13 protein-coding genes are annotated in these 22926 nt (G+C 41.9%); 7 read left to right on the top strand and 6 right to left on the bottom strand.

Going from position 1 to position 22926, the window contains the following annotated elements; translation table 11 throughout:
- Positions 1-44 precede the first annotated feature (44 nt).
- Complete coding sequence (locus FEM55_RS14800; RefSeq protein ID WP_138282134.1) at positions 45-1169, top strand: outer membrane protein assembly factor BamB family protein; 1125 nt, start codon at positions 45-47, stop codon at positions 1167-1169.
- Between the two features lie 428 nt (positions 1170-1597).
- Here FEM55_RS14800 and FEM55_RS14795 read toward each other — a convergent pair whose 3' ends face one another.
- The 3 genes from FEM55_RS14795 to FEM55_RS14785 all read right to left on the bottom strand — a co-directional run bounded on the left by FEM55_RS14795 (position 1598) and on the right by FEM55_RS14785 (position 5249).
- Entirely contained in the window at positions 1598-4252 is a 2655-nt protein-coding gene (locus FEM55_RS14795) for an ABC transporter permease (protein WP_229209271.1), read from the bottom strand.
- Entirely contained in the window at positions 4252-4584 is a 333-nt protein-coding gene (locus FEM55_RS14790; RefSeq protein ID WP_138282133.1) for a PadR family transcriptional regulator, read from the bottom strand. The genes FEM55_RS14795 and FEM55_RS14790 overlap by 1 nt, the downstream gene beginning before the upstream one ends.
- Before the next feature lie 398 nt (positions 4585-4982).
- Entirely contained in the window at positions 4983-5249 is a 267-nt protein-coding gene (locus FEM55_RS14785) for a hypothetical protein (RefSeq protein ID WP_138282132.1), read from the bottom strand.
- A gap of 360 nt (positions 5250-5609) precedes the next feature.
- Here FEM55_RS14785 and FEM55_RS14780 point away from each other — a divergent pair, with 360 nt between their 5' ends.
- The 4 genes from FEM55_RS14780 to FEM55_RS14765 all read left to right on the top strand — a co-directional run bounded on the left by FEM55_RS14780 (position 5610) and on the right by FEM55_RS14765 (position 14941).
- Positions 5610-6044, top strand: a complete 435-nt coding sequence (locus FEM55_RS14780; protein WP_138282131.1) for a hypothetical protein — start codon at positions 5610-5612, stop codon at positions 6042-6044.
- A gap of 553 nt (positions 6045-6597) precedes the next feature.
- Positions 6598-11808, top strand: a complete 5211-nt coding sequence (locus FEM55_RS14775) for an adenylate/guanylate cyclase domain-containing protein (RefSeq protein WP_138282130.1) — start codon at positions 6598-6600, stop codon at positions 11806-11808.
- Positions 11809-12009: 201 nt separating this feature from the next.
- Positions 12010-12735, top strand: a complete 726-nt coding sequence (locus tag FEM55_RS14770; protein ID WP_138282129.1) for a hypothetical protein — start codon at positions 12010-12012, stop codon at positions 12733-12735.
- Positions 12728-14941, top strand: coding sequence for an NAD(P)-binding protein (locus FEM55_RS14765; protein ID WP_138282128.1), 2214 nt, complete (start codon positions 12728-12730; stop codon positions 14939-14941). The genes FEM55_RS14770 and FEM55_RS14765 overlap by 8 nt, the downstream gene beginning before the upstream one ends.
- Before the next feature lie 265 nt (positions 14942-15206).
- Here the strand turns inward: FEM55_RS14765 and FEM55_RS14760 are convergent, their stop codons facing one another.
- From FEM55_RS14760 to FEM55_RS14750, 3 genes are all read right to left on the bottom strand, one after another.
- Positions 15207-16379, bottom strand: a complete 1173-nt coding sequence (locus FEM55_RS14760) for a PepSY-associated TM helix domain-containing protein (RefSeq protein WP_138282127.1) — start codon at positions 16377-16379, stop codon at positions 15207-15209.
- A gap of 5 nt (positions 16380-16384) precedes the next feature.
- Positions 16385-18733 carry a TonB-dependent receptor gene (locus tag FEM55_RS14755; RefSeq protein WP_138282126.1) on the bottom strand — a complete coding sequence of 783 codons (2349 nt, stop codon included), beginning with the start codon at positions 18731-18733 and terminating at the stop codon, positions 16385-16387.
- Between the two features lie 426 nt (positions 18734-19159).
- Positions 19160-19405 (bottom strand): DUF3253 domain-containing protein, encoded by a 246-nt coding sequence (locus tag FEM55_RS14750; RefSeq protein WP_138282125.1) that lies wholly within the window; start codon positions 19403-19405, stop codon positions 19160-19162.
- Positions 19406-19877: 472 nt separating this feature from the next.
- Between FEM55_RS14750 and FEM55_RS25120 the strand changes: the two genes are divergently transcribed.
- The gene (locus tag FEM55_RS25120; protein ID WP_188584506.1) at positions 19878-20915 is read left to right on the top strand and encodes a phage tail-like protein; all 1038 of its coding nucleotides are present in this window, start codon (positions 19878-19880) and stop codon (positions 20913-20915) included.
- Positions 20916-20955: 40 nt separating this feature from the next.
- On the top strand, positions 20956-22401 hold the full coding sequence (locus FEM55_RS14740) for a T9SS type A sorting domain-containing protein (RefSeq protein WP_171036556.1): 1446 nt from the start codon (positions 20956-20958) through the stop codon (positions 22399-22401).
- Positions 22402-22926 lie beyond the last annotated feature (525 nt).

The raw sequence follows: 22926 nt of genomic DNA, 5'->3' as shown, positions 1-22926 counted from the left end.
GTATTATATCTACATAATTGCATTTAAAATATCAGTCAGACTCAATGAAGTACATACGTCTATTTACCCTTTTCATAATCGTTAGTAGCTTTACCTCTTGCAAGAAGAAAAATGTTCCGGAACCTGAACCCGGTCTCATTGAAACTGTTTACGTGGGTTGTGATGACAGTAAGCTATACGCAATCAATGCTGTAACTGGCTTAAAAAGGTGGACTTTTGCAACAAGTGGCAGTATTTTTTCTAGCCCATCTGTAAATAACGGATTAGTATACGTAGGGAGTTCTGATCAGAAGTTGTATGCAGTAAACGCTACCACAGGAGTAAAAAAATGGGAGTTTGCTACGGATGGAAGTATCAGTTCCAGCCCATTTGTGGTGAATGGGGTGGTGTACATAGGAAGTATAGACCAAAAGCTATACGCACTGGATGCGGCTACAGGTGAAAAAAAATGGGAATTCATGGCAGATGGAAAAGTGGATTCTAGTCCAATGGTGGTGAATGGAGTGGTGTATTTTGGGAGTGAAGGTAAAAAGGTATATGCACTTGATGCTGTAACAGGCGCGAAAAACTGGGAGTTTGCGATGAGTGGTGTGAGTGCGGGCACCCTGTCCAGCCCTACATTTGCCAACGGGGTGGTATACGCATGTGACTTTAAAGGGACAATTTTTGCCATTGATGCAGCTACCGGATCCAAAAAATGGGAATTTAAAGCAGGCGCAACCATCGACTCGAGCCCGACAGTTGCAAATGGTGTGGTTTATATAACCAGCTTTGATTTTAAGTTATACGCTCTTGATGCGGTCATGGGAACAAAAAAATGGGAATTTGTTGTCGGCATTACAGGAATGTCCAGCCCTACGGTCAGCGATGGCATCGTATACGTAGGAAGTATCTTTGGAAGAATGTATGCAGTCGACGCAGTCACCGGCCTAAAAAAATGGCAATTTATTACGGATGACCATAATACCCCCGCCATGTACTCTAGCCTAACTGCCGCAGAAGGAAAAATATACGCCGGTACCGGTGAGAAAAAACTTTATTCACTTGATGCTGTTACTGGCGCCAGTAATTGGGTCTTTCAAACCGAGGGTGTGATTAGTTCCTCGCCCTGCGTGATAACGGCAAGCGGTAAGGTCTACCACTCCGGAGTAAGCGGCGCACAGGAATAATTTGATTTGAGCTATATAGAGCAATTACAATAAAAAATGATACCGAGGAATCGACTCAGATTGTTTCGATCCCCTATTATTCGGACTGTTTTGGCAAATCAGTTTAGAAGACTTTGCGTCTTATTTACCAATGCGAAGTTAGCCTTCGCTCCATGATTATCAAGGGCTTCGCAAGTTCCTCCTGCGTCGGAACCCTTGACAATCATTCCGCTGTCAGCTTGTTTTGCATGGTTCAAAATTGTTACGGCTATACATTTGAAAGATTTTTTTTTGCAAATTCCATATCCTGGTATCCGTGGGTCTAAGAAAACAATCCCCTTTACCTGTTCCGGATGCCGTGCTGTGAATACTCGGTTATAAAATACACCTAATGAATGCCTGACCAAAGAAATTTCGCATTTGGGTAGCCAAATCTTTCATCTCGTAATCTACTCACTTTTCAGCACCTTCGCCGGATTACCCCTGGCAGCTATCACTGTCTGGCTTCCAATCATTACGAAAGCGATGAACAGGACCACCAAAACTCCTGCCAACATTACACTAAGACTGATTGGAGCGTGATACGCAAAATTGGTCAGCACTATTTTATCAAAGAATAAATAGGTTGCAGGAAGTGCAAGCAGCGTGGCAATTACAAGCAGAAATAAAAATCCTTTGCTTAGCAAAAAGACCAGTCCGCCTTCACTCGCTCCAAGCACTTTTCGGATACTTATTTCCCTGAGCCGGGTTTCAGTTGTAAACACTACCATGCCGAACAAACCCATGGAAGCAATGCAAATGGCCAGAAAGGTAATGAACCCAATAACTTTGATCATCACTAAAAACTGACTATAAGCGAGCTCTATTTGCTCGGTATAGAATTTAGCATCCAAGGGATGAACCTTGTCAATCTTTCGCCAGGCATGTTCTATACGAGTACGGGTTTCACTCCAGTCCGCAGACTTAACGGCTACATTCAGGTAACCTCCGGTGGACTCGTCATCGTAGTAACGGAAAGCAGTAGGTTCAATTTCTTTTTCCACAGTCCCGTAATGAAAATCCTTCAGTACGCCTACAATGGTTAATTTTCTATCATCCATTTGCAACACTTCTCCCAATGCTTTTTGCGGATTTCGGTCTGCAATATTAAAACGTTTCAACACCTGTTCATTCACAATGATCTGTGTTTCATTTCCTTTTACCGGCTTTGTAGTAAAGTTTCCTCCGGCCAGGAACTTATGTCTGTGCATGGGAAGGTAATTTGCATCGACAGCATTCTGATAAAGTCTGGCCGAATCTCCGGGATCTTTATACTTCATCGATGTACCGTATAAACTGCCAAGGCTGGTAATCATGTTCGATCTGGCTATCATTCCAACTTCCGGGATTTCTGCCAGTTCTTTTTTCAATAGTTCGCTTTTGTTGCCCTGCATTTTAATGTTCAGAATATTTTCGGTATTAAAACCCAGATCAAAAGCCAGAAATCCTTTGTATTGATGATACCCGATCAGAGTGGCCGTAATAAACATGAGCGAAAAGGTATACTGGACTAATATCAAGACTTTACGCAAATTGACCTGGCGAAAAACTTTAAGTCCGGAAGCATCTTTCAGCACTTGTATTGCCTTCATGCGGGAAAAGAATATTGCGGGCAAAAAACCGGCAGAAATGCCTGTCACAACAGCCAGCATTATAAAATAAAGAACGATCCTGGGAGAAAGTTCAAGCGCTACCAGGTTTTCAGGGAATTGATCCAGTGACATAAATTGCTTGCGGAGCACCAGAAAAAGCGGAAAGGAAAATACCAGTGCCAAAAGTGCAATAATGACAGATTCTGTAACAAACTGGCCCAGAACATGACCTCTGAGCGCACCTACAATTTTGCGGATTCCTACTTCTTTCGAACGCCTCAGCGAACGTGCAATAGACAAATTGGTGTAATTAAAACACGCCGAAAGGATAACGACAAATGCAAGTCCGGCCAAAATCCATGCAACCGCTACTGAAAAACTGTGACCGATCTCATTGGAATAATGCTTCCCCAGCGTAATTGTTGAAATGGGCTGAATGGATAAACTGATCTTCCTGTTTTGCAATCCTTTGTTTTCACTTGCTGACAGCCGGTCCAGGTTTGTTTGCAAGGCTTTGGTGCTGCCATTTTCAGGCATCGTAAAATAAGCGTAGTTGGAATAAATATGGTCCCAGCTTTCCTTTTCACCTGTTACCAACCACTTTTCATTTTCCACACTGGCAAATGAAACCAGCGCTTCAAACCGCAGGTGCGAAAGATTTGGAATGTCTTTGATAATCCCTGTGACGGTATAATTCAGCGTATCAAACTGCACGGTTCTGCCCAATGCATCCGATTCTCCGAATAGTTTTTTAGCTGTTTTTTCAGTCAATACCAGGGAATAAGGTTCACGCAATGCGGTAGAAGAATCACCTTCCAGCATGGGAAAAGTAAAAACCCTGAAAAAAGAATCATCCGCCCACCAGGCAGAAACAGGCAGAACCGTTTCTTTACTGACCCTTGCGTCAGCGGAAAATCCGGGTCGTAGCAGTGTAATGTCCTCAAATCCTGTAAAAGACTCCTTGATTTTTTTGCCGGCTTTCAATGACATGGAGGCAAAATCCATAGAAGGCTGTCCATCGGCTTCGTTTTTGGTGACCACCCGGTAAATACGGTCTTTTTTCACATGAAAATGGTCGTAGGAAACAAGGTCCGTTAAAAACGCAATGACCAGAAGTCCTACGGACATGCTGATTGCCAAGCCAATAATATTGATAAAAGAAAATAGTTTGTTACGTACCAGACTGCGCCGGGAAGTTTTGAGATAGCTGCCGATCATCATGTAGTGTATAAACAGGTTGAGAAAATCAGGTTTTTTCACCGTGTACAATCTGAAAAATTTAAGAACATCGAGTATATAGATCAGGCGTGCATAGCTGGCACCTTTCGATTGCAAATTTCTCTCAAAGTATTCATTCAAATCTCCCTGAAGATCTTCCAGTATCCCGGGACGGCAATACCAGGCCAAGAAGTTCTCAGCCCAACGTGGCGGCTGTGCTTTTTCTTTACTGGTTTTAGTTGAAGCTGTTTTCATCAGGCAGGCTCAATATTAAATCCTGGAATAATTTTCCATAAACCATCACGTACTTCTTTCGACCGCATCAGCCCGATCTTGCCAGCCTGTGTCACTTCATAATACCGTTTGCGCTTACCGCCTCTTGCGCTTGTGGCCTCTCCCAGTCTGCTTTTAACAAGGCCTTTTTCTTCCAGCCGGTTTAGTACGGCATGCACCACACCAAGTTTGGAAACCCTGCCTGTATGCTTTTCCAGTTCATCGCAAATGGCAACACTATAGGCATCCTGCACCAATGCCGCAATGGTCAGCAACACCAGTTCTTCAAATTCTCCCAGATTTGTCCCTTTCATCAGGTCATTTTTTTGGGTAACAAATATTAACTATGTAAATGTATGTATTATAAATTTATTTATTCCTGTTTTGTATGTAAAACTATAAAAAGCTAAACTTATTACCGTTGTACTTAAAATAAGCTACGTATAAAATTTCAGGGTTATTTTAAAAGTCAGTTGCAATTCAGAGTTTAGATAAATAGCTCACTTTAAGCAATTTATAAAAAATGAGTGGATAACAATTTTTCCTGATAGCTTCCATCATGTTAATCAACTCCTGAACAAGCATGATGGAATAAGTTGAATGCCACAGAAAATTATAACAAGGAAAGACTATAACACACTTTTGATTAGCAGAGAATTTGAATCATTGAACTCATGCTTTCCATAATAAAGAAATCCCCGGAACAGGTTCACTAGGCTACTGATGGTGAGCTGAATTTGCAGAACGTGGCAGGTTTCAGCTGCTTCCAGTACTGGACATAGCACACCAGGATTTCACTGCGCTCGGGAAAAGGAAGCATAGAGTCTCCGGTTGTCGGAAACATCCGGAAGATGCCCGAGGGCAGGCCCGGGATATTGAACTTGGGCAGTTCGGCCAGATACTGCGGATCGGCATACCTCAAAAACGCAAGAAACCCGTTTAAATGCTTTAAACGGGTTTTTGAATGTTTTGACATCATATCCAGCAGAGAGAGGGAGTTAAAATCGCCTCCTATCCTAGTAAAATCAACAGCTTACAATATAATAAAAAACCTGCTCACCGAATTGCTCACCAGAATATTTAACTGAAATCAGATATAAATTTAACATTGAAACTTTAAAAAAAGTAATTTTAACTGCCCGCCTAATCGTTTAAAGTTAATATTAGCAGGGCGAAAAGTTTAACATCCGAAGTACATATTGTTATTGAATCAACTAGTTCTGAATTGTCTGTTACATTGGGATTCTTACACGATTAATGCTATTTTCCCTAAGCGATGGAAGTTTTGGAAATAGAGTCCTTCGGAAATCTCAATTACGAAAATCAATCAAAGTAACTCATGACAATGTATGGATTGAATGCCTTAAACGGTTTAGCCAATGCTTATTTACTTCTTCTTTATTGGGGATTTTCGGCTGGTCCCACAAATTACTTACCTTATGTAGTACTTACTGCCAGTCTGCTCTTGCACTTTGTTTGTACGGTGATTTCACTTTTTCGGCCAAAGATAAACGCATTGATCTCGACAGTATGTTCGTTAGTTATTTTGTTCTGGCAATCGCATCTTATAACAGATGCATTAAATGGCGGTAAAATTGGGATATTAATGTTTTTGCTTTTAGTGGGTTCGTGTTGGACGTTAATTTTTAAAGCAATCAAAATTTTAATAGATAAGGAAATTTCTTGGGCATCCCCTAATGTAAGCGTCAAAGAAAGATGGAAGCCTGTTTTTTTAATGTTACCATTCTCCGTGTTACTACTTTACCTTTTGTGATACTTGTCGAGCTCATTTTATTATGATCGGTGCTAATAAGTACAAAGTTGTGAAACAGCCACCTGTGTTTTGTTGAAAATCAAAAATCGGAGTTAAAAATCCCAATTAAACTTTACACAGCTTTTAGAATATTTTCTTCTTAATATTTCTCAGCCATACAACAGCTCCATCAACTTCCTTACTTCGGCAAACCTTGAACTGGCACAATATAACATGCAGATTGTAAATTTACGTATATAGCAATGCGTAAATTTTGCTATTGTATGGATCAGTTTTAGCATGCAAATTGCTTCTGATTACTACGGTATTTAATACATGAGAAAGCAGTCCTGTTTTCTTTCGGTATACTCGTCTTTTTACCATTAAATAGGAACGCTCTCAAAACCTGTCATAAAATTTGTTATTACATCAAAATGTATTTAATTTAAACGCATGCCATGACTGATAAACAATTAATTACTATTTAAAGTACTTAAATCTTTGTTTAAACAATTATGGCTGACCTCTTCCACAAAATCTATAAAGAATAAACTGATAATATCTTCAGTTTGGCATGCTTTCCCTGATTACTTACCTAAAATTAGAACTTACAGGTATGGACGATCAATCTTATTCTATACTCAATGAAAAAGTTGATAAACAGGTTTTATTAACTAAACGAAAGCAGGATGGGAAAATGTTGATTGCAAAAGTACTTAGACAAGAGTTTCCTGATGAAATTAAGTTGCATCAGCTTGAAAATGAGTACAAAATCACAAATTCCCTAGACACTACGTTTGTAAGAAAAGCAATCAGCCGGGAAATGATACAAAACCGGCATGCACTCATCCTGGAATATTTTGAAGGGACTACATTATTTGACGCATTTGTTGTCAGAAAACAGCCTCTGGAATCCTTTCTGAAAGTTGCCATGCAAATTACACAGGCGCTAGCCTATTTGCATCAACAAAAAATTATTCATAAAGACATTAACAGCTCGAACATTCTGGTAAACCTGTCAAAACCAGAGATCAAGATTATTGACTTTGAAATGAGTTCGCGTGCAGATTCAAAGAAAAGCTTTACCGGCAATGTTGAACTGCTTGAAGGGTCATTAGCCTACATGTCACCGGAGCAAACCGGAAGAATGAACCGGAAAGTGGATTATCGCTCGGATCTGTATTCTCTGGGAATCACTTTTTATGAATTGCTGACTGGCACACTTCCTTTTAGTTCTATGGATGCCCTGGAAATGGTTCATATGCACATAGCCAAGCGCCCTGTTTTGCCTCAAGAAATAAACCCCCTTGTTCCTACAGTAATTGGCAACATCGTGTTAAAGCTTTTAAGTAAAAATGCAGAAGACCGGTATCAGTCAGCACTAGGCGTTTATAAAGATCTGGAAAGATGTTTGCGTCACCTTTCCAGTCAGGGCGTAATTCCGGATTTTTCGATAGCAGCAGGTGATTTCTCGGGAGCTTTGCATTTATCACAAAAGCTATATGGCCGGGAGCAGGATGTAAATACCATAATCGACTCCTTTTCGAGAATCAGTAATGGAAATACAGAGATCATCCTTGTCGAAGGAAGTCCCGGAATAGGGAAATCGGCTCTTGTTCACGAATTGCATAGGCCGGTTACAGAAAAGCACGGATTTTTTATTGAAGGGAAATTTGAACAGTACCAAAGGAACATACCTTTTTTCGCTTTTATACAGGCTTTTGAGGAATTGGTGACCATGCTGCTGACCGAAAGTGAAAGCAAGCTGGCTTACTGGAAAAATAAAATACAGGAAGCAGTCGGATCATTAGGGAAAGTAATTACAGATCTTGTCCCTTCACTTGAATTGATTATAGATAAACAGGCTGATGTTCCCGAACTGGGTGCAACAGAGTCGCAGAACAGGTTGATTTATGTCATTCTGAACTTTATAAATGTATTTTGCAAACAGGATCATCCCTTTGTATTATTTATTGATGATCTTCAATGGGCAGACTCCGGCTCACTGCTGCTCTTGTCAAGGATGAGGAACAACCGGGAAAAAGGATTTTTCCTGTTAATCGGGGCATATCGTGACAACGAACTGCATTCGGCCCATCCACTGGTACATACGCTGGAAAGCATACGCAGTACCGAAATGATACAGACTACGATCAAACTGAAAAATCTGTCCCAGAAAGATATACTCTGTCTTATAACCGACACACTTAAGTCTGCTAACGAGGATATTGAAAAACTGGCCTTTTTAATCAGCAGTAAAACCCAGGGTAACCCCTTTTTTATCGGCCAGTTTTTGAAATTATTATATGAAGATGATTTGCTGAATTTTGACTTTGCTACAAGCCGTTGGAACTGGAACGAAAAAGCAACCCGGGAACTGGACAGTACAAACAACGTCATCGATCTTCTGGTATCAAGGATACAGAAACTGCCTGTTCCTGCCCGGGAAACCTTAATGTGTGCCGCATGTATTGGTACCAGATTTGATCTTGACACGCTGTCAGTGTTGCTGAACAAGTCAGCGGCAGAGGTAGGCAAGGACATTTTACCTTGCTTGCTGGATGGCCTTATTGTTGCAGCGGATCATGAACTTCTAATTTCTGATATATCCGATTATCATTTTTTACAGCAACTTAAACATTTGCGTTTTGTCCATGACAGGATTCAGCAGGCCGCCTACTCATTGATCGCTCAGGATCAGCGGGAGCAGGTTCATTTTGAAATCGGCAAATTGCTCTTAAAACACCTGGACAGTGAACAGCTTGATGAAAAGATCTTCGATGTCGTTTATCATTTAAACAAAGGAAATAAGCTAATTGAAAATGAGGATGAACGGATAAATTACGCTGTGCTTAACGCTCAGGCAGCTGCGAAAGCCAAAAAAAGTTCGGCATTTAAACCTGCTTTCGAATTTTATACCATTGCGATCAAGCTGGCAGGAAAAAACGACTGGGATACCAGCTATCAGCTGTTACTGGATTTATATACCGAGGGTGCAGAAACGGCTTACCTGATTGGCGAATTCGACACCATGAATGACTGGTTGTCACAGGTATTCCGACATGCCGCTTCAGTACTGGATACGGTCAAAGCCTATAATGTAAAAATTGATGCGGAAACTTCTGTAAATGAATTGCCCAAAGCACTTGAAACAGGACTGGAAATACTTGAGAAATTAGGCGTCAATTTCCCCAGAAACCCCAAGTTGCCATATATCTTTTACTCTCTTATTCTTACCCAGACCAAACTCAACAATCAAAAAATAGAAAAACTGATTGATCTCCAGACGATGACAAATGCGGAAAAACTGGAAGCAATGTTCATTTTACAGCGATTGATACCTGCTGCATTCATGTCCGGCAGCCAGCTCTTTCCTTTGATTGTTTTTAAAATGGTCCGGTTATCCCTTCAGTTTGGAAACTCGGAGCCTTCCGCTCTTGGCTATGCATCTTTTGCCATCACCCAGACCGGTATTTTGGGAAATTTCGAGATTGGAGCCCGGCTGGGAAAAGCAAGCCTGCAGGTACTTGACAAATTCTCTTCAGACAAATACAGGGTAAAGGTGTTATTTACCTTGAATAATTTTATCAGGCACTGGAAAGAGCATCTAAGGCTTACTGTCGATCCTTTGCTCGAATCATTTCAACTGGGCCTGAAGGTTGGCGACCTGGTTGGAGGAACCTGGTCTGCATATTACCGTTTGCTGAATATGTTTTTTTATGGAAAGGAATTGCCCTTATTGCAGGCAAAAGTGGTGAAATACAGCGGCATTTTCGAACAGTACAAGCAGGAAGCCGCGCTTAAGAGGACCAATATGTTGCATCAGGTAATCTTGAATCTGATGGGCAGGAATACAAGTACAATGCTGCTTACCGGCAGTATATATAATGAAAATGACATTCTCAGGATTATTGAAGAGGGAAATGATCAAACATCCGTTTTCTGCTTTTATCAGAATAAAGCATTTCTTTCCTATTTATTTGGTGATTATCTGGAAGCCAGGGAATTTTCGCAAAAAGCAATGCCCTTTATCTCCTCCGTCACGGGATTGCCCGAATTAACAACGTTTATCTTTTACGATACGCTGATCTCAATTTCGGCATACAATCTGTTGTCCTCTGCTGAACAAGGCGCCGCACTTTCCAGGATTAAAAAGAACAGAAACAAATTATCTAAGTGGGCCAAATCCGGAGCAGAAAATTACCTTCATAAATTATTGCTTGTTGATGCAGCATATTGCCTTTTAAAAAAAGAGGCACCTCACGCAAGTGTATTGTTTGACAAAGCAGGAATGACAGCGCGAAAAAATGAGTATATTCAGGAAGAAGCGCTGGTATATGAACGCGCCGGCGAGTTTTATTTTGAACAGGAAAACAGCAATCTGGGCGAATATTATCTTATAAAGTCCTATGATGCATACAGGCACTGGGGCGCTTCCGCCAAAATGCGTCAGCTTGAAAATAAATACCCGTTCATTCTCTTTACAGAGTCTCGCGAGACAGAGCTGGGCATCCAGTTTTCACATTCAGGAAAAACAGATAACCTGGACCTTGCATCTGTACTTAAAGCCTCTACGGCTATTTCCTCAGAAATCGTATTTGACAGATTCGTGGAAAAGTTAATGCGTATCGCTATAGAAAATGCCGGTGCACAGCGAGGTGTATTATTGCTTAATTATAGCGGTTCATTAAAAGCTGAAGTGGAAGGGCTGATTTACAACAATGAAATCATCTGTAAAAAGGCTGATAAGACAGAAACCGGTTTGTATCTTCCTCAATCTCTGGTGCAATATGTAAGCAGAAGCCGGGAAAGTATTGTGATTGAAGATATTTCATCTGATTCCCGGTTCTTGCATGATCCTGTCATTATAAAAAATAAAACCGGATCTGTCCTTTGCTTTCCGATTATCAATCTTGGAAACCTGATCGGGGTACTGTATCTGGAAAACAATCTGGTCAAAGGCGCATTTACTTCTTTGCGGATTGAGGTACTAAAACTTTTGTCCGGCCAGATGTCGGTTTCCATTCAGAATTCACTCCTTTTTGAGAACCTTGAAGAAAAAGTTAAAGAGAGAACAAAGGTAATTGCGGATCAAAAAGATGAGATTGAAAAAGAAAGGCAAAAGTCCGAAAATCTGCTGCTTGAAATTCTGCCTTTGAAGACGGCACAGGAATTAAAACTGTTTGGCCACGCTCAGCCCCGCCTGTATAATCAGGTGACTGTAATGTTTGCAGATTTTGTCGGTTTCTCTAAAATCAGTAAAACGATCAGTCCTGAGAAACTGGTAAAAGCAATAGATTATTACTACCGGAATTTTGATCGCATCATTCTGGAAAACAATCTGGAAAAGATCAAGACCATTGGGGACTGCTACATGTGTGCAGGCGGCTTACCCGAAGAAAATCATACACATGCCTATAACATGATCCAGGCAGCAAAGGCCATTCAGGAATTTGTCCGGAAAGAAAAGGCAGAAAGGCTGCTGACCAATGAACCTTTTTTTGAAAACAGGATTGGAATACATACCGGCCCGGTAGTAGCAGGAATTGTGGGCCTGAGAAAATTTGCATACGATGTATGGGGTGATACTGTAAATATTGCAGCAAGGCTTGAAGAAACTTCCCAGATCGGGCGCATCAATGTCTCTACTTCGACCTATGAACTCCTGAAAGCTGAATTTGTCTTTAATTACAGAGGGAAAATCGAAGTGAAAAACCTGGGTGAAATTGATATGTATTTCCTGGAAGATGCAATACCGGAAGTTTCAATGGCACTGTTAACTTAAACACTCGGTATGGATCAAGCATTGTTTGCCAAATTGGAAGATCAGGCCCGGTTAATCTGTATACCTGCCCAGGACTTCCCGGAAGAAAGATATAAGCTCCGGGAAGGCTTTTACAGGAAATTCGGATACTGCAAAAAAGGTACATTCGGGTATGGCAATTCAGAACTGGCATTTATCCGATGGGAAATCAAGCGCGGTGTTTTGAATCCGGTGTCGGATCCAGAACAACCTGGCAGTGCGTGGTGGCGGGCTATAAACGGACATTTTATATACCATGGGGTATTGGCGGAGCTTTTATATGAGAACAATGTAAAGCCACAGGAAGTCAAAACCGTATCTTCTTTATGGCTTGAATATATGTACAAGCCATCTGCTCAAGCCTGGTATGCGGCCCATAACGCATCAATAACCTGCGGTTATCTGCAATTCAGTGAACTGGCGGCAAAGGAATCTGTTTATGAACAGTCGTTTATCAAAGAGGTTCTGATCCGGTTGTATTATGCACAAGTGCTGATTATGGGCAAGTTCCTTGGCTCGGTAAAGGTCAAGAATATTTTTTCCAATTTTGCTCGCGTACTGGTCAAAGACATGATTCTTGATTTAGAAAAGATTGAAGAATTCCTGGCTGATCCGAAATATAACTCAGTGGACTTGCTGGTGCAGCTACCTGACTTTTATCCGGATCATTATCCGCTTTTCAAATCCGATATCGACAATATCTTATTTAAAAACAAAGACTCCTGTATCATGGATTGGATGGCCTGGTTCTTTGATGAAGATATGATAGGCTGGCATCTTACACCCGTTTTTGATTATGTATCACAATGGATTTTATTTCCGGAAGTGAAAAATATGATTGTTGATAACAAAGTAAACTATCCGCACGCAGGGAACCCTTATACAATTAACTGTTGCTGTTATGAATGAAAAGAAAAAAATCATCATTATGGGTGGCGGCCCAAGTGCATTGGCTGCGGCTTACGAATTAACGGATTACACCGGATGGCAGGACAAATACCAGATTTCCCTGTATCAGCTTGGCTGGCGGCTGGGTGGGAAAACAGCAACCGGCAGAGGTGTAAACAACAGGATTGAAGAAAGAGGGATCCATATTTTTCAGGGATGGTACGATAATGCATTCAGGCTTATCAAGGATGTTTACAGAATACAAAAAGAAAAAGGGCTGGCTCCAGATAGTCCCTTGCAAAGTTGGACAGATGCATTTCAGCCGGATTATTCGACTTTTCTGACCGAGTTTATTCCCAAAGAAGCAGGTTGGCGCAACTGGCCGGTCGTTTTTCCTGCGAATGATAAAGTTCCCGGGGAGGACATTGCCCCGTCGTTGGGCAATGTGATCAAAGAAGTGGTAAGTATGGCTCTGGAAATGCTCCTGGGAAATGCTTATAAAGTCGTGGAGCCTGTATATCCGGCACCTGTAGTTGATTCAGAAAACACACATCACGATCTATGGCACAACATGCTGCATAAACTAGAAGAGGAAGTGACCGGTTTCATTAAAAAAGAAGAATTGAAATTTTTACCGGAAGCCTACAAGCTGGCAACTGAACTGGAAACTGCCCAACACGAAGAGAAAATAGGCAAGCTCCGTGAAATTGTTAATTTACTGACTAATTTCCGGAAATGGTTTTTGAAGGAGGAAAGTTCTTATTTGTATGAGCACGATACCATTCGACGTATTCATTGTTTAATTGAATGGATGGAAATAAATCTTACAGGCATGCTATCGGATGTATATGACCCGGTGGCAAAGTGTTTTGATTTCAAAAGAATTAATGATTATGATTATTGCAATTGGCTCAGCAAGCACGGAGGATCTGAAATGTTACTTAATTCAGCACCGGTGCGCTTTATATACTATGGCAGCTTTGCTAACTTAAACGATCAGGTTTCAGGTACGATTGCAGCTGATATTGCTCTGAGAATGGTCATGCTTTCCATCAGTTACAAGGAGTCGCTTGTTTGGAAAATGAAAGCAGGAACTGCCGATACCTTGATTACTCCTATTTATCATGTACTTAGAGACCGGGGCGTAAATTTTAAGTTTTTTCATAAAATTAAAAAAATTCACTACTCCGAAACAGGAGAAATAGAACAGGTCACAGTAGGCAAGCAAGTTACCCTGAAAAATGAAGACCTGGATTATCAGCCTACTATAAAAGTAAACGGGCTTGATGCATGGCCAAGCAAGCCATTGTACGGGCAAATAGCAGAAGAAGAGGCCATTGAATTACAGAACAATGAAATAGACCTGGAATCATCCTGGTCTCCGTGGAAGGAAGTTGAAACCATTGTTCTGAAAAAGGGAATGGATTTTCATCAGATCATTTTAGGAATACCTGCCGCCGCGCTTAAAGATATCTGTTCTGAAATTATAGAGAAGGATCAAAAATGGAAAGATATGGTGGATCATGTGAAAATGGTACCCACCTTTGGAATATCGCTATGGGTCAGGAAAAACCCGCAAGAACTTGGCATGGATGTTACCAAATGGGGAATTGAGTCGGGAATGGAACCCAATACTTTAATTTATGCCAATCCATTGTATTCATGGACAAGCATGAATCTTATTCTTCCGCAGGAAAACTGGAATCCCGACAACATGCCGAAACAGCTTAGTTACTTCTGCGGCACCTACCAGGTCCCATCAAAGCTTCCCCCTTTTACCGATCACCATTACCCTGAACGAGAGAAAGCCAGACTGATAGGCCTTACTGAACAATGGCTGCATGATCAGATGGGCTGGTTTTGGCCAAAAGCTACAACAGCAGGTTATCCTACCGGATTTGATCTTAATCTGCTGATTGATCCCGACGGGCCGGCGGAGCAGTCAAATGGGATAGATAAGCTTATGAAACAGCATTTTAGCCTGAATATAGATCCAACCAATTACTATGCTCTTGCCAGGCCCGGAACTGACAAATACCGTTTTAAAACGAATGAATCAGGCTTTTCCAACCTTTTCCTTACCGGAGACTGGATCAATTTCGGCTTGAATGTAGGACATATGGAAGGTGCCATAGTAAGTGGGTTGAGAGCCGGACAGTCAGTTCTAGCATTGTATGGTTTTAATTCATTAAAAAAAATAATGGGACATGCCGAAAATATTCAATAGATATATCCAAAGATAAACCTTAAAAGCTTGTAATAACTTGATTAAGTAAGATGATAATCCTGAACTATGATCTGACAAATGTTAAAGCCAGTAGCTTGTTAACTATCAGAAATAATTTCCATTTTGATAAGGTTATTATGGGAATTTCAATTTGAATACCATATTTAAATCCTTAAAGTAGTTTGAAAAGTTATTTTATTCCCTTTTAAACCGTTTGTGGATTAAGGCTACTTACATTGCTGGTGGGAGATCAACATCCTAGATATTAAATCAATCTAGCATGGACTTTGCCGTTTCGGACTAATCTTTCCTTTTTTCTTTTACCACACCAAATGTAAAAACCTGTAATAGGTAATGTGGAGCATGCCAGGGCTGAAAAGAAGGAGAGAATTTTTCCAAACAGCCCCATGTATGCGCCAGTATGTAGATCAAAATTGAGCTGATAGGCCTTATCGCCATTATTTAGATCTTGAAAGGAAGTATTGGAAAGCATTTTTCCGGAATATCTGTCAAATACGATCAGCAGGCGGTCGAAGCGGTTCCAGTCTTTCTTGTAGACCAATGTATTGATCGTAGAAGTGGCTTTGGCCGGCAATAATACCAAATAAGCATACGCATCCGGGTAGCCAGTTGCCGTTGTTGTGAATGCCTGATCCAACCCGGAAACAGCTTGCGGCTGCAAGGTGTCCGAAACTAACAGAGCCGGCTTTTGTATATTTTTGCCGCCATTTGCTACAAAACGTACGGAATCCTGCATCCAGTCAAATGCCCAGACCAAGCCCGTCAGGGAAGTTAGTAACAAAATAAAAAATGCATAAAGTCCAAGGATCTGGTGCAGGTCGTAGTTGAGTCTTTTCCATTTTGCGCGCCATTTAACAGTGAAATGATTCTTGATGCTTTTGGCTGTCCATTTCTTGGGAAACCAGAGAATCACGCCGGAGATCAATATAATGATGAAGCTCAGCACCGAATACCCGACTACGTAATGCCCTACTTTTTCTCCAAAAAGCATTCGCATGTGCAATGCGAGTACAAGCTGAAAAAACTCGTTTTTCGAGTCTTCTACATAAATTACTTTCCCCGTATATGGATTGATGTATACCCGGTAGTAATATTCAAAATAGTCCCAGTGCGTCAATCCGTCTGGGTTATTCTTTTGCGACCGGAACGTTACCGACCGGTCCGGCGCATTGGCCATTTCGATCCTTGTGATGATTTTATCTTTCCCGAGTGTGTTTTGAGCAATGCTCAGCAATTGGGTCAAAGGGAGCTTTTCCTTGTTTTCCGGCGCAACAAAAAGACGTTCGTGGTAAACGATGGGTTTGAGCTCGTCGACAAAAACATAGAGGCAGCCGCTGATGGCAATCAAAAACACAGAAAGCCCGGACACAAGTCCGAGCCAAAGGTGTAAAAAGCTGACCACTTTTTTAAATTTCATATTCGCTAGAACCGGTAGCCTACAGTAAGGTTAAATCTGCGCCCGTTTCCTCTCCGGTAATCAATGGCTGTTCCGTAAAACTGGGCAATAGCCGGGTAATAAACAGTATTAAGCAAGTTTTCAATACCCAGATCAGCTTTCAGGCTTTCCGTAATTTTATATCCCAAAGACAAATTGAATGTATTGTAGGATTCGATAGGCCCTTCCCCGATCGGATAAATGCCTTTTTCGTTGGGTGCAAACCGGTCGCGCTTGCCTACATACAACCAGTTCAGGTCTGCATTGAAACGGGCTTTGTTGTACCTGGCATAAGCCGCGATTTTCACCGGCGTAATGCGGTTCGAGTTCAGATATTTATCGGTTGGGCCGTTGAAATTACCGTCGCCATCCTTGTCTCCTTTGCCTTCCACGAAAGCATAATTACCTCCCAAAACGAAGTTGTTCGTGACCTGATAATCCACCTGGAATTCGTAACCCCAAACCCGCTCGGGCAACCGTTCCGCCACGTATTTACCATCCACGAGCAATAAATTGGAACCCAGTTTCGATGTGCTGTAATAATAGGCTGCCGACACATTCAATGGCCCCAGTGCACTGCTGAAACCCACTTCATAATTGTTTACAATGATCGGCTCGGTTTGCAAACCGGCCACCGTGTTCTCGTTTGCAGCCCTTAATATCCTTCCCAGATCGAAAATCGAGAACGATTGCGAATAGCTGACGAACGGATTGAACCGTTTATATTTTGAATACCGAAGCCCGGCATTGAACACAAACGCGTTGTAATCCAGCTTCCCGCCTGTTACATTGATGCTTCCTGCGCCGTCGGGACCCGTGGCCAGCGTGGCGTAATCGGCAATGTCCATTTTAATATTTTCAGCACGCAGGCCGGTTTTAAGGTTAAGGTAATCAAACCATTGGGTTGTAAGCTGGGCGTAGGGCGCCAGGTTGTTCATATTAATGCGCGGCACCCAGGAGCGGCCGTCGACCAGGTTTTGTTCCGTCTTATCGTTCAATATATCTACACCATAAGTGACGTCGCCCGATAGTTTGGACGAAACAGTGAAGGGTGTGTTTAGATTAAGTCTGAAACCTCTCTTTGTAGAAATGATCGCTGATTGCCCGCTGCCAAAAAATGATTCCGAATTGGAATAGACCGTCCAGAAATCCTGCAAATACACATTGGCAGTCAGAGAAGTCCGGCCAACCATATTTTTATTGGTATACTGAATATTAGCATTGTGGTTGTAACGGGTTCCCTCGTCAATTCCTTTCCGGTTTCCCCATACGCCGATCGCGGGAGACTCTCCGTAAATGCCGGCTTTGGCAACATAAGCCGAATGCTGATTGGAACTGTAATAATTATACATCGCCTCAATGCGCTGGGAAGCATTGAAATTGTAACCCACCTTCGCGAATGCATTGTATATTTTGGTTTCGCCCAGCCCGTAATCAGGAGATATCACCAGCCCTTTCGGATCCCTGTATACGCCGGTTTTTTCGTACATTCCACTTACTATGTAATCGAACTTGGCCACGCGTCCGTACAGCTGCTGCAAGGCACGGAAACCCAGCGTGCTATCTCCACGGGTGTTGCCCGTAATGGTCAACTGGCTGTATCCACCGATTTTCCGGTCAGTCTTTGGCATTTTTGTGATGTAGTTCATCAGCCCGCCATCGGCACCGTTTCCGTAAATAGCCGTGGCACCTTTGATCACCTCGACACGCTCAATCACCGAAGGGTCAATTGAGCGGATATCCCGACCTCCTGCCCTGAGAGGAGTGGATTGCGGTATGCCATCAATAAGCACCAGCAGGTTACGACCGCGCAATGTTTGTCCCGAGTTCCCGGTTTGATTGGTAGAAGCGCCCAAACCCGGAACCGAAAACGCCAGAATGTTGGCAATGTTGGGGCTTATGGTAGAAAGTGCACCAATTTCCTTCGCATTGACGACCGTTACAGATGACGGCGTTTCTGCCAGCGACTCCACCCGGCGTCCTGCAGAAACAATCACTTCATCGAGTTGGGAAGAACTTTCTTTCAGTTCAAAATCGAGGCTTTGTTCTGATCCCGAATCAAGTGTAGTATTCTTATCCTGAATCGCATACCCAATAAAAGAAGCTCTGATTGAAACGTTTCCTTTGGGCAAATTACCAAGCCGGTAACTTCCGTCACCGCCTGCGGTGGTGCCCATATTGGTTCCCTTCACAATAACAGAAGCGAACGGGATAGGTTGTTTATTATTATCCATCACGATCCCCCAAATTACTCCTGAATCAGATTGGGCATAAGCGAGCTGGATGGAACAGATGGAGGCGACAAAGAATAGTAGGGAGTGTAATCTTACTTTCATCAAGCGATTGTTTAATTTCCGCAAAAGTAATATTATTTATACTAAATAAAAATAATGTTTTACTTGTGTCTTACGCCATGGATGCGCTGTCAAAATCTGAGACGTGGAAGAACCTTCCATTTCAACATTGTTTTACGAAAATTATTAGGTTGGCTAATGACTGAAATTGGCTAATTAAATAGAAAATGGTCCAATGGCATAGAATAAAGAAATGAAAAACTTATTTATTCAGTCGATCGTTTTCGCGAACAAGCAAGTAATTTTATTCTGAGAAGAAATCAATGCCAGATTGTTTATAAGGATAATCCCTTTTATCATCGGCATTGGGAATTTCAGTTTACCTTAGAGATCGATATTTCGAAAAAATACCATGATTTTTGATTGCTCTCAATTAATTCGGCAGCCTTATAATACATACCTTTATTTCTAAGTAATTTTAATCCGGACCGGCCCCTTAATATTCTTGACATCGACAGGCATTCCCTTTTGTGTTATTACTATGCTGCCTTTGTTATGCAAATCAATTGCTACCTTAAGTACATCTTTCATGTGTTTACGCCAATCGTCGGGAAACAGCATGCGTGCAATTTCCGAAGGACAGGTACTTTTTTCAGCGCCACGATGAATGGCAGTTGATAGGACAGTTGCTTCAATTTTCTCGTAGAGTTCCATGTTTTTTCTACTGGAATAGGTTGTCGGGAATACTACATCAAAGATCCAGATCTGCTGCTAATTTGACCGCTGAAATCTTACTCCTCTCCTACTTTTCTCCCGTACAGTTTAATGGTTGTCTTCAAGCCAATGGTATTCAATTACCTAGTAAGGTTTTTTAAGTAACAAAACATTATTTGGCTCATATTCTAGAATAGGCTTAATTCTAATATGCAGCTATTTTGTTCTGGTAACCTTCATTATAATAAATAGGTATTCTTTCAACATTTGAAAATTTACACCTATTTCCACTTTATATGATTAGGCAAGTTTAGGATTGAATACAATCTAACTTAATCTAACATCTAAAATAATACAAATTGTTCTAGTTGAAAGTGAAATTATTACAAATAATTATAGAATTAGTTTGTATTACATATAATCACCGTTATATTGATGCCGAAATCCTTATATCAATTAAACATTAGATTAAATGAAAAACTTTCTATCTGTAGCTTTGGCTATTTTCCTTTATCAGAGTGCCCATTCCCAGCAAAATGTAGGCATTAATACCGTTCCGGATGCTTCGGCAGCACTGGATGTAAGCAGTACTACACAAGGTATGCTGGTACCACGTATGAACATGAGCCAGCGTGATGGGATAAATGCACCTGCCAGTGGATTACTGATTTATCAGACTGACAATACACCGGGTTTTTACTATTACAACGGTACTGAATGGGTAACACTTAATAAATCCGGTGAAGGTAATGTGCTTGCCAACGGCACAGCAGCAGGACAGGTGTACCTTACAGGTGCAACTGCTCCTTACGCCCCGCAAAATCCGGCTACGCTTACAGGGGATGTTACCATCAGCAGTTCTGCAGAAACAACCATTGCTGATCATGTAGTAACCAGTGAAAAGATTCATGATGCCGCAGTAACTACTGAGAAACTGGCGGATAAATCAGTGACCGCGGCAAAGATTTCTGCAACAGGAACCGCAAATGAAAACACTTTTCTTCGTGGTGACGGTAGCTGGGCCACGCCTTCGGGCAGTAATACATCTGTATTTGCAGCAAGAAAATCAGCAGGAATAAGCCTTCTTAGTTTGGGCCTGTTTCCGACAGGGTTCCGGGCTGTAAACTTCCTGGCGGCCGAGAGGACGGTTGGAGAAACTTCCCTTTTTTCTGATTCTGATTATACTTACATAGTTCCGGCGGACGGCGTATATAATATTGATTATACATTTAAGTACGGTAATGGATTACAAGCGGCAATGTTAGCAAACAGCCCGGGGATCGGCATTGTAAGAACCCGTGCAGGAGTTTCAACGCTAATTGACAACCGTTCGTTTAGTGGTGCTAATCTGGTATTACTGTCATTAACCATTTCAGAGACAAGCATCAGCTCTCTTTATAACCTAAGGGCTGGTGACAGATTATCTTTTGGCTTGACGGGTTCAACAGCACTGGATGCAGGGCTTTTGGGTGTCAGTAGGGCCAATTTCTCAATCTATAAAGTCAATTAGAAATGGATGGTTATGTAACCATAATCTGAACTGTACCATCATGAAAAAATATTGGATCACAATGCTGTCAATGGGTTTGAGCCTTGGCACCTATGCTCAAACTCCTGCTCTGTATAACAACGGTGCGGGCTTGTATATTTCACCCGGCGCCAAAGTCCGTGTTAATGGGGACTTTCTTAACCAGGAAGGAAGTAATTTAGAAAACGAGGGTATGATTGCAGCCTCGGGCAATGTAACCAACTTTGTGCCTATGAACCAGGCTGATGCCGGTGAATTGCTTTTAGAGGGCAGCAGTCCGCAAAAGATCACCGGATCACCCGTATATGCAACTAACGTTACGGTTGATAACGCCGCAGGAGTCGTATTTTCAACCCCGGTTAAAATAAGTGGCAGCCTTTCCTTTGTTGCAGGGATACTGACGAATGAGGTGCCTGAAAACGCTTTTACTTTTGGGCCTGATGCCAGTGTGAGTACGATCAACCCGCCGACAAACACCAGCCACATCAACGGCTTTGTAGCCAAACAGGGAGAAGGTGCATTTGTTTTTCCGGTTGGCAATGGATTGTCTTACCAGCCAGTGGGTGTAGATCTGTCTGATAATCCGGATGGTTTGTTGGCAAAGTATGAAGAAGGAGATGCCGGAAACGGGGCATTTACTAACGCTGGCAGCATGCCCCTTGTTGCACGCAATGCACAGGAGTACTGGACACTGACCCCGGTTAGCACTGCCGAAGGTACTGTTTCAATTTACTGGGACCAGTACAATAACACTGGCATTACCAACATTAAAGACCTTGCAGTGGCGCATCTGGTGAATGGTAGCTGGATTAATGAAGGTGACAGTGACATTTCAGGAAATGTTGAGGGCGGCTTTGTAACCAGCAACATAATCAGTAAATGGAGCCCGTTTACATTAGGAAGTACGGAAACTACTTCTCCCCTGCCCGTCCGTCTTACCGATTTCACCGCACGATGGGCAGAAGGCACCGTAGCCCTGGATTGGAAGGTGTCAGATGCAGTTGGTTTTGAACGGTTTGAAATTGAACGCAGCATCAATGCGGTACACTATGAGCGTATTGGTCAGCTTGCTTACAATGGGCAGTCTACCTTTCAGTTTTCAGACTCTAATCCCCTGACGACATTTAGCTTTGCAGGCAAGCGGTACTACAGGCTGAAAATGGTTGACACGAATGGAAGTTTTGCATACAGCAGAGTGCGGAGCGTTGATGCTGACGGTAATCAGAATGGCTTGTTTGCCTTTCCAAATCCATCCCGGGACGTGCTTCACCTGAATCTGGATCCAGCAAGTCAGGACAGTGCCGAAGCAACCATTATCTCGGTTGATGGCAAAGCCGAGCTAAGAAGAACTGTCAGGATCATACATGGAACTGCTTCCATAGATACCAGCAGCCTGGCTGGGGGTGTATATCTTTTATCTCTACGGGTAAACGGCCGTGAAAAGCTTCTCAGGTTTGTGAAGCAATAATTAAAGATTGAAATAAGTACATGTTACATAGCTTTCAATGTCCATTAGAAAAACTATCGCATGGACTCTGTAAACCTTTCAACCGGGCAAGGCCTTAAGCCTGAACCCGGTTGAAAATGACAGGTAAACATTGTAGTACTTCCTATTTTTTGGACACTAGTGTAAGCAAAATCGGGAATTTTTAAAAATGCAGAAAACAATTACTTTATCAGTATTAAGGTTATTTGCAACAAGTCAGATAAATGAATGGTGTTAGACAGAATATATCACGCCCCACTATGTGTTCGCAATATATTCGATTAAGCCAAGGACATAAGTATTATCGTATAATTCGTACGAATCTACAATCAGACTGATTAATCTTTGCCTGTAGCTGTCTCAATTTTATCAATAATATGTATAACTATAGAAAGCCCCAGGCAATTCAAAAGTACCCTCAGTTCGAGAAATCGTGCTGCTACTCACATGGTTTTTATTATCCAACTTATAATCAAAATTAAGCGTAACTATAATACTCCCAAAAAT

Origin of the sequence: Dyadobacter sediminis (genome assembly GCF_005860765.1) — a bacterium.
Classification (GTDB): domain Bacteria; phylum Bacteroidota; class Bacteroidia; order Cytophagales; family Spirosomataceae; genus Dyadobacter; species Dyadobacter sediminis.
Note: the sequence above shows the minus strand (reverse complement) of the source record. Positions and strands in the feature narration are given on the sequence as shown.